This is a genomic window from Chryseobacterium oryctis (assembly GCF_025971925.1).
Lineage (GTDB): Bacteria > Bacteroidota > Bacteroidia > Flavobacteriales > Weeksellaceae > Chryseobacterium > Chryseobacterium oryctis.
The window spans coordinates 132693-143889 of record NZ_JAPDHV010000005.1; the positions used below are offsets into that span (position 1 = coordinate 132693).

Genomic DNA, 11197 nt, shown 5'->3' on the forward strand with positions numbered 1-11197 from the left:
ACATTATTATAAAATACCCAAATTCTTTTCGTATTTTTGCGCCAAATTTACAAAACTATATGTTAACAGTATCTAACTTATCTTTACAATTCGGGAAAAGAGTTCTTTTTGACGAGGTAAACATTATGTTTACAAAAGGAAACTGCTACGGAATTATCGGAGCAAATGGAGCAGGAAAGTCTACATTCCTTAAAATATTGACAGGAAAACAAGACCCAACAACAGGACATGTATCTCTAGAGCCAGGAAAAAGAATGTCAGTTCTTGAGCAGGATCACTTTGCTTATGATCAATATACTGTTCTTGAGGCTGTTTTAAGAGGAAACAAAAAATTATTCGATATAAAAGAGGAAATGGATGCGCTTTATGCGAAAGAAGATTTCTCTGATGAAGACGGAATCAAAGCTGGAGAACTAAGTGTAATCTATGATGAAATGGGAGGTTGGACAGCTGAATCTGACGCTCAGACAATGCTTTCAAACGTTGGTATTACAGAAGATATGCACTGGCAAATGATGAGTGAACTAGAGAACAAAGATAAAGTAAAAGTTCTTTTAGCTCAGGCACTTTTCGGAAACCCAGATGTACTAATCTTAGACGAACCTACAAACGACCTTGATATTGATACTATTTCTTGGTTGGAAGATTTCCTTGCGGATTATGAAAATACTGTAATCGTTGTATCTCACGACCGTCACTTCTTAGACACGGTTTGTACGCATATTGGTGACTTAGACTACGCCAAACTTAACCTTTATACAGGTAACTACTCTTTCTGGTATCAAGCGTCTCAATTAGCAACAAGACAAAGAGCTCAAGCCAATAAAAAAGCGGAAGAAAAGAAGAAAGAACTTCAAGATTTCATCGCGAGATTCAGCTCAAACGTTGCAAAAGCGAAACAAGCTACTGCAAGAAAGAAAATGATCGATAAATTGAACATCGACGATATTAAACCATCTTCAAGAAGATATCCTGCCATCATTTTCGAAATGGAAAGAGAAGCCGGAGATCAAATTTTAGATGTAAAAGGTTTAGAAAAAACAAAAGATGGAGAATTATTGTTCTCAAATATTGATTTAAACCTTAAAAAAGGAGATAAAGTTGCTGTGCTTTCTAAAAACTCATTGGCAATTACAGAGTTTTTTGAAATTTTAGCTGGAAACACTGAGGCAGACAAAGGAACTTATGCTTGGGGAGTTACTACAACTCAATCTCACATGCCTTTAGACAATACAAATTTCTTCCAAGAAGATGTAAACCTTGTTGATTGGTTGAGACAGTTCACAAAAAATGACGAAGAGCGTCACGAAGAATTTGTAAGAGGATTCTTAGGAAGAATGCTTTTCTCAGGAGATGAAGCTTTAAAATCTTGTAAAGTACTTTCCGGAGGTGAAAAAATGAGATGTATGTTCAGTAGAATGATGCTTCAAAAAGCCAACGTTCTTTTATTGGATGAACCTACAAACCACTTAGACCTTGAAAGTATCACGACTCTGAACAACTCATTATCAAATTTCAAAGGAAACATTTTATTGGCTTCTCATGACCACGAAATGCTTCAAACGGTTTGTAACAGAATCATCGAGTTAACTCCAACAGGAATCATCGACAGAGAAATGACTTATGATGAGTATCTTGCCGATAAAAAAGTTAAGGAATTAAGAGAAAAAATGTATTCTTAATCTTAAACAAAATTTATTATAAAAAAGCCTCAATTAATTTTGAGGCTTTTTTTATTTGATACTCTATTTTGTAAGCTTTGTTTTTGGTAAAAACATGGTTTTAGGATCTTTCCATATCAATTTTCGAATAGTTTTCAAACTGAAACTTCATGATAATTGATCTTTAAATACTATTTTTTTCACTATTTTTGTAAAATGAGTCAAAAATGGATTTACAAGCCCGAACCCGATGAGGAAGTCGTGGATGGACTAAGTTCGTCACTTGGTTTTGGAACTTTTGAATCTAAACTTCTCGTTCTTAGAGGAATTGACAATTATCAAAAGGCTCGAGAGTTCTTCAAACCCAATATTACAGATATACATAGTCCTTTTTTAATGGCAGATATGCAAAAAGCCGTAGAGCGTATCGCCACTGCTATTGAAAATGGTGAAAAAATATTAGTTTATGGTGATTATGATGTAGATGGAACCACGGCTGTTGCCTTAATGTACCTTTACCTCAGCAAAATTGTTGAAAAAAAATATCTAGACTATTACATTCCAGATCGAAATTCTGAAGGATACGGAATTTCTACAGAAGGTATTGATTTTGCTAAAGAAAATGGTTTCTCATTAATTATTGCATTAGATTGTGGAATTAAAGCTACCGATATGATCAATTATGCCCGAAATTTGGGAGTTGATTTTATCATTTGTGATCACCACCTTCCAGGAGATGAAATTCCAAATGCTGTTGCAGTACTAGATCCTAAAAGATCTGATTGTAGATATCCTTTCAAGGAACTTTCAGGATGTGGTGTTGGCTTCAAACTTTGTCAAGGCTTAAATACAATTTATAAAATTCCGGAAGCAGAATTATTTGAACTCACTGATCTTCTGGCGATCTCTATTGCTGCCGATATAGTTTCTATGACCGGAGAAAATCGAGTTTTGGCTAAAATGGGACTTAAAGTTTTAAGAAAAACTAGAAATTTAGGTTTGCGTCTTCTTATCCCGGAAGATAAGCTTTCTCATTTCGAAATTTCAAATATTGTTTTTGAAATTGCTCCCAAAATAAATGCCGCAGGAAGAATTTCTCACGGTAAAGCGGCTGTTGAATTAATGGTTTCTGACAATTTGAAACATGCTCATCAGATTGTAAGTGATATTATGGATCTTAATGATGAAAGACGTGAGCTTGACATGAACTCTACTCTTTCAGCGTTGAATCAAATTATAGAATCTCAGCAAGAAACCAAGTTTACAACAATTGTATACCATCCTGAATGGAACAAAGGAGTAATCGGGATTGTTGCATCAAGACTTATTGAAAAATATTATAAACCTACCCTCGTTTTTACTGACGGAAACAATGGGGAAATGGTAGCTTCTGCAAGATCGGTTTCTGATTTTGATGTACATGAAGCCCTCGACCTTTGTTCAGAATATTTCTTAAAATTTGGAGGACATCATGCAGCGGCAGGACTTTCGATGGAGAAAGATAAATTCCAGGCATTCAAAGAAAAGTTTGAAAAAGTAGTTTCCGAAAAAATTCAGGATCATCAGAAAGAACCTTCCATTACAATAGATTCAGATATTCAGATTGATGAAATAAACCGTGAGTTTATCAATTTCCATAGAAAATTGGCTCCTTTTGGTCCTCATAATATGAAACCTATTTTTGTTTTGAAAGATCAAAAACTTTCGGGATATGTTAAAACAATGGGAAAAGATAATAACCACATTAAATTTTACATCAAACAAGAATCTACCGGAAGAAATATTGAATGTGTCGGTTTTAAACTAGGTCAATTTTCTGAAGATTTTAAAAATAAAAACTTTGATTTGGCTTTCACTTTGGAGGAAAATCACTGGAAAGGAAATGTAACTCATTATCTTAATATTAAAGACGTAAAATTTAGAGATTAGAAATTGAAAAAGGTTGGTTTATTCTTCGGTTCTTTTAATCCGATTCATATCGGACATTTGATTTTGGCAAATTATATCCTTGAAAATTCGGACATGGATGAATTGTGGTTTGTGGTAAGCCCTCAAAACCCTTTCAAGGACAAAAAATCATTATTGAAGGATAGCAACCGTTTGGATATGGTACAACTTGCCATAAAAAACTATCCCAAAATGAGAGCTTCTAATGTAGAATTTTCACTTCCAAAACCTAGTTATACAATTGATACACTTACTTATCTTCACGAAAAACATCCAAACTACTCTTTTAGTTTAATTATGGGTGAGGATAATTTAGAAGGTTTGCATAAATGGAAAAATTATGAGACTTTAATTAAAAACCATCATATCATTGTTTATCCAAGAATGTTTGATGGTGAGAAAAAAGATTCTGAATATTTGCAACATGAAAATATTTCTTTGGTAAAAGCTCCTGTAATAGAACTTTCTGCAACGGAAATCCGCAGTATGATAAAAGAAGGTAAAAATGTACGTCCAATGCTTCCGCCAGAAGTTTTTGATTATTTGGATGGTAGTAGTTTTTACAAATAATATTTCAAAAAATTAGCTCAGTAATTATGAATTTCATCGAAAAATTCTTTTCAAAATATCCTCAGGAAAAAGTCATCAAATGGTTTAAGCAAACTTGTTTAGCAGAAGCACTTTCCTGTATGCTATTATATGGGATTGCAATGATATGGATTCGTTATGATGAAAATTTGTACTCTATCATTTTCATAAGTGTTATTGGTAGTTTGCATGGGCTTTTCTTTACACTTTATCTTTTTCTTTGCCTTCCTGCAAGAAAAATTTATAATTGGGATGATGAAGATTTCGTTTTTGCACTTTTAGCTGCTTTTTTCCCTTTTGCAACCATCTGGGTCGACAAAAAACTGGCTCGTTTCGACAGAGAATAATTACAATTTTCAAAAAAATTTACAACTTGCTGTAACAAAACTAATGTTACAGTTGTCTTATTGTATAGAAAATCAAATTACTTTAAAGTTCCAAAATGATTTTTAACTACTGAAATTCAATTAGTTAAAAACCTAATAAAAATATTTTTAGTACTTTGTATTGCAAGATACTTAAATTATTATATATCTTTGCAATGTTAAATAATAATAAATACAAGCTATTTAATTAAACACTCTAAAAATAAAGTCATGAAAACGCCAATTCTTATTGCAGCCATATTTTTCAGCGGATTAGCTTTCGCGCAAAAAAAATCAGATTCAACACAAACTAAGAATATTGAAGCTGTTACTTTAACAAAAAAAGTTTTTAAAAAACAAAGTGACCGTTTTGTTTATGACGTTGCAGCTTCTCCTGTTGCAAAAGGAAATACCACTTTTGACCTTTTGAAACAAACTCCACTTCTATCAACGACAGATGATAAAACGTTAAAAATTGCAGGAAAAAATAATGCATTAATCTACATCAATGGTAGAAAAACCAATATGGATGCAGAATCTTTAGCTCAATTTTTAAAAAATACACCCGCAGAAAATATTCAAAAAATTGAAGTAATAACAGTTCCGGGAAGTGAATATCAGGTAGAATCATCTGACGGAATCATTAATATTGTTTTGAAGAAAAAAATGAGTGATGGCACTAGTGGAAACATGAGAATGTCTAATACTCAAAACAAATATAACTCTAGTAATGCAAGTTTCTCAGTAAATTACAGAAAAGATAAATTAGGAATCAGTGCTAATCTTAACGGTGGTGAAAATATTCAGCCTCAAACTTACATTCTGAGAAACGGAACCGATTTAGTAAAAAATGAATCTACAGGAGATATCGACGACCCAAATAAAAATATCGGAGGATATCTGAATATTGATTATCAGTTAAATGAGAAAAGCAATCTGGCTCTATCATGGAATTCCTGGGCAAATAAAAGTTACAATTCAACAATTGATTTATTTAATACATTAACAGTATATAATGCGGATGGAACATTAAATACAATTTCTCATACTAAAACAAAAAATAGAGAGGACGCTCGTAATTATAATAATTCGGTTAACCTAAACTATGAAATAAAACTAGATTCATTAGGAAGTAAATTGAATGCCAATGCTGCGTATCTTAACTATAAAAGATTTCAATACTCAGATAACAACACAATGGTTCCTGGGAAACTTCAGGATTACTTGACTCCGGGAAAAAAAATCATCCAGAATATTCCTCAAATAATCAACAACTTCTCCGGAACAGTAGATTATATTCAGAAGTTTAACAATGATTTAACGATATCTGTCGGAGGAAATTACAATAAAACAAAAACCGACAATGATACCAAGAACTTCACCTACTTATATGATGAAGATGGAAATGTAGAAAAAACTGAACAAGATTTCAATCATTTCATTTATGACGAGAATATTTATGGTGCTTATTTAACCGTGGAAAAGAAATTCTCAGATAAATTCTCAGGAAAATTAGGAGCTAGATATGAAATTACCAATAGCTTGGGAACTTCTGACAATGCTTCTCCTGAATATAGAAGAATTGAGAGAAATTATAACAACCTTTTACCTTATTTAAGCGTAAATTATGCTATCAATGACAAAAATAATATATCGTATTCATTTTCAAGCAGAATGAGAAGACCAAGCTTTTGGGAATTAAATCCTGTAAGAAATTATATTTCAGAATTTAATTATACACAAAACAACCCTTTTGTAAAAGCATCATCTACATACAATCAGGAATTGACCTATATGTATAAAAATTCTTATTTCTTGATTTTGAATCATTCATACTTTAAAGACCAAATCACACAGGTTCCTTTACAAGGATATGTAAAATCTCCTGATGGTACAATTGGGAAACAAAATGAACTACGTTACATCAGAACAAATTTTGGAGATAAACAAGAAATGTCTGCAATGGTTGGAGTTCAAAAAAGTTTCTTCAAACAATATTTGACAACCAATTTCAATATTGGGGTACAACATAATAAAAACAACGGAATACTGGCTGTAGACCCAACTTCTGGAGATACATTTGTTGATAAAGACGGAAAAGATTTAGTTTATAGAAATAACATAAGCTCTACAAGTTTTGTAATTCAAACCAATAACACTCTTCGTCTTGACAAAAAGAAAACTTGGTTTTTAGGTGTAAACTTCTTCTATATCGACAAGCAACAAATCGAATTGGGAATGCTAAAAGACTTAATGAGTTTGGATTTGAGCCTAAAGAAAAACTGGAATGACTGGACATTCGCTGTTAATCTAAATGATGTTTTGAGAACAAACATCGTAGAAGTTGAGGATTATCAGGCAAACGGAAACTACAATTTTGTAAGAAATGACCAATACAGAAGAGGCGTAACAGTAAGTCTTACTTATAACTTTGGAAACCAAAAAGTGAAAAAAGTAAGAAATATTGAAAGTGCTTCTGATGAAATCAAAAACAGAACCAGATAAAATTATCTTTCTTCATATTCAATTATTTTGTATTTAAAACTCACTGAAATCAGTGAGTTTTTATTTTTAATATCCTAAAGCTTTTTTAGCTTCTAATCCTGTTGTGTTTAATGTACTAAGACATTTATTAAAATTTTCAGTACTTCTCAAATCCCAAAACGGAAATAAAACAATGATTGAAACATCTGTATCAGGATCATAAGTCATCAATGATAAATATCCTTCTGTTGCACCATTGTGGCCATATCCAATCCCAGGAAACAGAGAGCATCCCAAAGCATAATTATTTGTTGTAGATGCTCCTTTACTTGTTTTCATCTGTTGAATACTTGTAGAATTTAGTACATTTTCTCCTTTCATCAATGTTCTGATATATTCTGTCAGCATTTCCATTGTACCTACCCCATTTCCTTCTCCAATATGCGCACTTGCATTTATTTTATCTGTAATTTCTGAATGATCGGCATATTTGATAAAACCTCTTATATATGAAACAGGCAGTTGCTGATCTGTTCCCAACTCAGGAAACTTAATTCCTAATGGAACCTTTGCACTAGATCCAACAATATGATCATACATATAATTTCCGTATGTTTTAGAAGCATTTGATTTTTGAGAATACACTCTGGAAATAATTTCTCCTAAAATAGAAAACCCCGTATTTGAATAATGATAAACAGTATTAGGTGCTCCGTATGATAAATTATGGTCTGTCAAAAGTTTTATATATTCTCCAGTAGAAAACTGATGATTGGGAGAATTACTAAGCATATAATCTGTATACGTTTCACCTCCTACATTATATTGAGAACTATCATTTGTTATATCATAAATTCCTGCATTATGTTGCAAAAGCTGACGGATTGTGATTTCATTTTTATGAGGAAAATTCCAGTCGGCTGTATTAGGAACATAAGGTGTCGATGTTCCCGGAATATTGGCTGTAATTTTATCATCAATATTAAGCCAACCATCCTGCATCATTTTCAAAATAGCTGTAGAAGTGAAATTTTTTGTATTACTTGCAAAACGAAAATAAGTTTTCTTACTTACCGCAGCTCCATTAGCTCCCAAAACAGAACTAAAAAATGTTCCTTTAGGTGAAACTACGTATACACTTAATGACGGAATATCTGTATTTAATTCTTTCTGAAGATTGTCATGAATGTTTTTGATAGCATTATCTAAATTTGTTTGATAATCATCTGCTTCATTAGTATTTTTACAGCCTAATGAAAGCAGTACAAATGATATTATTGATAAAATTTTGAGTTTTTGCATGGTTAAAGTTTTTTAGTTTTATTCTGATTTAAAGATTTCTGTTCTTTCTGAAATTCCATTAGCATTGAATGCCTCAATTTGGAAATAATATGCATCTGTTCTATCGGCTCCGGTAAAGAAATATTCATTTTTACCATAAACCATAATACTACCATACAATTTCTCCGGTGACTTTCCCCAATAAATTACATATCCATCGGCATCTGAATTCTGTTGCCATTTCATCCAAATGCTTCTTCTTTCACCATATTTTTTGGCATCAGCTCTTAACGGAACAAAGTTCTGAACTTTTGCAGGAACACTTCCATTACCTTTTCCAAATACTCTGAAACCACTTAGTGCAAATTTACCTGTTGGCATTTTCAGATTTTCCATTTTTAGGAATCTTGCTTTTACAGGTTTTTCCAGCTCTACATAATCATGAGGAACATCTTTTGTATTTTTGCTTTTATCTACAATTACGCTCCATTTTTTACCATCATTTGATCCGTAAATTTTGTACTGATGCATTTTGCCTAAAGTTTTTCCTAAAAACTCAACATCCTGATCTGCATAATTTATCTGAATAGCATTAATGGTAGAAATTTCACCTAAATCTGTCTGAAACCACTCTCCCGCATTTCCAGTTTTTGCACTCCAATAGGTTTTGATGTCCTCATCCACCGCATAATTTGAATGATAACCTCCCAAAGTTGAAGATACCTGAACCGGTTTATTATAATTAAGTAACATCCAACCCGCAAAAAGACCTTTGGTAAAATCTTTTCCCTGTGCAAACTGCGGAAGATATGTAGGATAATCACCATAAGCTGTATTACAATACATTACATCATCTTTATCAAAACCTGCAGGCCAGATTCCTAATCTTCTCTCAAAATTATTTTTCGTAGAAATAAAAATAGTAGAAACATGCCACCAATTTTTATAATTGTCCTCAAAGGTTGCTCCATGTCCCGCTCCTCTCGCAAAACCACCTGGTTTATATGAAAACGGATTGTGTTGCTGATATTCAAAACCTTCCAAAGGATTTTTACTCACATATACCCCATCTGAATATCCACTGAATTCTGTTGCAGGAGCTCCGTACTGCATATAATATTTGTCCTTATACTTTGTCATCCAAGCGCCTTCCACAAAGGGTTGTAAAAAAACATTATCATTATATTCTCCGAATCTTTCCCAACCATGATCTTCGGGTTTTAATCTCAAAATAGGTTTTACAAAACCTTCTGACTGTAAAGTTTTCACTTTAACTTCGGTTCCTAACAATGGCCATTCGTTGCTTGAGCCCCAATACAAATAAAGTTTATTTTTATCTTCATCATAATGAAAAGCAGGATCCCAAGCTCCAACTTTTAAAGTATCTACTGCAATATGCCAATCATCTTTGGTAGGATTTGTACTTTTCCATATCGGAAAATCCTGTTCCCAAGTAGAACCAAAAACATATAATGTATCTTTCATTGCCCAGACTGCAGGAGCATTTAAGTCATGGATATATTTGTTATCTCTAAGAAATTTTCTTTTCACAAACTTCCAATCAAGCATATCATCGCTATACCAATATCCTTCCTGATTAGTTGAAAAAAGGAACAATTTGTTTTTAAAATTAACGATTACCGGATCTGCTGTTGCACGGTGTTTACCTTGTTTTGAAAAAGATTCAAATGGAGTATATCCGTAATCAATATTAATCGGGTTGCAGAATGTTTTTTGTTGAGCATTATGATTAATCCCCAATAAAACAATCATCAAAAAAAAGTATTTATACATCTTCATATTTTTACTATAATCACAAATTTAGTTAACTTTTTTCGGTTTTTTCCATATAAAGCCATCTAATAAATAATGAGTCAACTGAGGAACAACCAACAATGGAACTAATACCTGAAACCATTTCTTAGAAAGCACAAAATCAAGCGAAAAATGTTCGCGCCAAATTAACGTTTCCCATAAAAACTCCTCAAAGAAAGCAAATCCGAGAATAACTCCTATAAATAAAAAAATCCCCAAAGATGATTTAAAAATCGAACGCTTTTTAAGTTCCTGCTCCTTTTTATGTTTAATTTCCTGAATATAAATTAATGTAATGTAGGGAATCCCGTGAGAAACAACATTCAGAAATGTGAATACCAGATCCTTATTAAAGTACACAATCCCAAAATACCAAGAAAGATATGTCCCCAGAATTATAAGATTTTTAGGAATATTTATTTCTCTGGTTTTAATAAGAAAATAAATTGTTTTTACCAACCAAACGCTCAGTATTGAAAAATAAATAATGGTAATAAAAGAAATATAATCTGGTAATTTTTGTAGCCAAACAAACTCCTTTTCAACAAACCAGGTAAAAGCTCTGGGCGTTTTAAACCAATACAACATCGGATAAATCGTGGCTGAATATACAGCTATTCCATCTATTGTTTTGCTCCAATTATTAGGTTCAAATCGAGCATAGATTCTCATGAAACCATATTGTTGACGTATGAAATGAAAAACAGCAATCAAAGCTAAAACAGACCAAAAGGTAAGACTTCCAAACTGATACAACACCAATCCTAACACCCAACTTAGTACAGGAATTCCCCAATACAAAAGTTTTCTTTTGCGAACTTCTTCTTTTACGAAATATGTTTTAAACAAAGTAGAATATACATGAGCAACATCTACAAAAACAATCAAAAACAACCATGTGTAAAAAGAATAATGATGTTCTAGACCTTGAATTTGCTTTTGAAAAAGAAAAATTATCAACAAAACCAAAAAAGGTGGTGATAAAATAAACCAACCGTCTGTCTTTGCATTATGTATCCAAGGTTGTTTCATACTATTTTGAAATTGATTTATTTA

At 32.3% G+C, this 11197-nt stretch carries 8 protein-coding genes; 5 read left to right on the top strand and 3 right to left on the bottom strand.

Annotation, left to right across the window (positions count from 1 at the left end; translation table 11 throughout):
* Positions 1 to 59: 59 nt before the first annotated feature.
* The 5 genes from OH806_RS12245 (at position 60) to OH806_RS12265 (ending at position 7066) form a co-directional block, all read left to right on the top strand.
* Entirely contained in the window at positions 60 to 1682 is a 1623-nt protein-coding gene (locus OH806_RS12245) for an ABC-F family ATP-binding cassette domain-containing protein (protein WP_264743976.1), read from the top strand.
* 195 nt (positions 1683 to 1877) lie between these two features.
* A complete protein-coding gene (gene recJ, locus OH806_RS12250; RefSeq protein ID WP_264743977.1) occupies positions 1878 to 3590 on the top strand; it encodes a single-stranded-DNA-specific exonuclease RecJ in 1713 nt (570 codons plus the stop codon).
* Positions 3591 to 3593: 3 nt separating this feature from the next.
* Entirely contained in the window at positions 3594 to 4178 is a 585-nt protein-coding gene (nadD, locus tag OH806_RS12255) for a nicotinate (nicotinamide) nucleotide adenylyltransferase (protein WP_264743978.1), read from the top strand.
* A gap of 26 nt (positions 4179 to 4204) precedes the next feature.
* Entirely contained in the window at positions 4205 to 4543 is a 339-nt protein-coding gene (locus tag OH806_RS12260) for a DUF3817 domain-containing protein (protein WP_264743979.1), read from the top strand.
* 249 nt (positions 4544 to 4792) lie between these two features.
* Positions 4793 to 7066: a TonB-dependent receptor domain-containing protein gene (locus OH806_RS12265; RefSeq protein ID WP_264743980.1), complete on the top strand. Its 2274-nt coding sequence runs from the start codon at positions 4793 to 4795 to the stop codon at positions 7064 to 7066.
* A 66-nt stretch (positions 7067 to 7132) separates the two neighbouring features.
* Here the strand turns inward: OH806_RS12265 and OH806_RS12270 are convergent, their stop codons facing one another.
* The 3 genes from OH806_RS12270 to OH806_RS12280 are packed head-to-tail and all read right to left on the bottom strand — an operon-like array spanning position 7133 to position 11173.
* Positions 7133 to 8347, bottom strand: coding sequence for a serine hydrolase domain-containing protein (locus OH806_RS12270; RefSeq protein ID WP_264743981.1), 1215 nt, complete (start codon positions 8345 to 8347; stop codon positions 7133 to 7135).
* Between the two features lie 18 nt (positions 8348 to 8365).
* Positions 8366 to 10120, bottom strand: coding sequence for a discoidin domain-containing protein (locus OH806_RS12275; RefSeq protein ID WP_264743982.1), 1755 nt, complete (start codon positions 10118 to 10120; stop codon positions 8366 to 8368).
* Between the two features lie 27 nt (positions 10121 to 10147).
* Positions 10148 to 11173, bottom strand: a complete 1026-nt coding sequence (locus tag OH806_RS12280) for a hypothetical protein (protein WP_264743983.1) — start codon at positions 11171 to 11173, stop codon at positions 10148 to 10150.
* Between the last annotated feature and the right edge of the window lie 24 nt (positions 11174 to 11197).

Excerpts from the sequence above, each read along its gene's own strand:
- OH806_RS12245 (WP_264743976.1), top strand. The coding sequence starts at position 60 with ATGTTAACAGTATCTAACTTATCTTTACAATTCGGGAAAAGAGTTCTT.
- recJ (WP_264743977.1), top strand. The coding sequence starts at position 1,878 with ATGAGTCAAAAATGGATTTACAAGCCCGAACCCGATGAGGAAGTCGTG.
- OH806_RS12260 (WP_264743979.1), top strand. The coding sequence starts at position 4,205 with ATGAATTTCATCGAAAAATTCTTTTCAAAATATCCTCAGGAAAAAGTC.
- OH806_RS12265 (WP_264743980.1), top strand. The coding sequence starts at position 4,793 with ATGAAAACGCCAATTCTTATTGCAGCCATATTTTTCAGCGGATTAGCT.
- OH806_RS12270 (WP_264743981.1), bottom strand. The coding sequence starts at position 8,347 with ATGCAAAAACTCAAAATTTTATCAATAATATCATTTGTACTGCTTTCA.
- OH806_RS12275 (WP_264743982.1), bottom strand. The coding sequence starts at position 10,120 with ATGTATAAATACTTTTTTTTGATGATTGTTTTATTGGGGATTAATCAT.
- OH806_RS12280 (WP_264743983.1), bottom strand. The coding sequence starts at position 11,173 with ATGAAACAACCTTGGATACATAATGCAAAGACAGACGGTTGGTTTATT.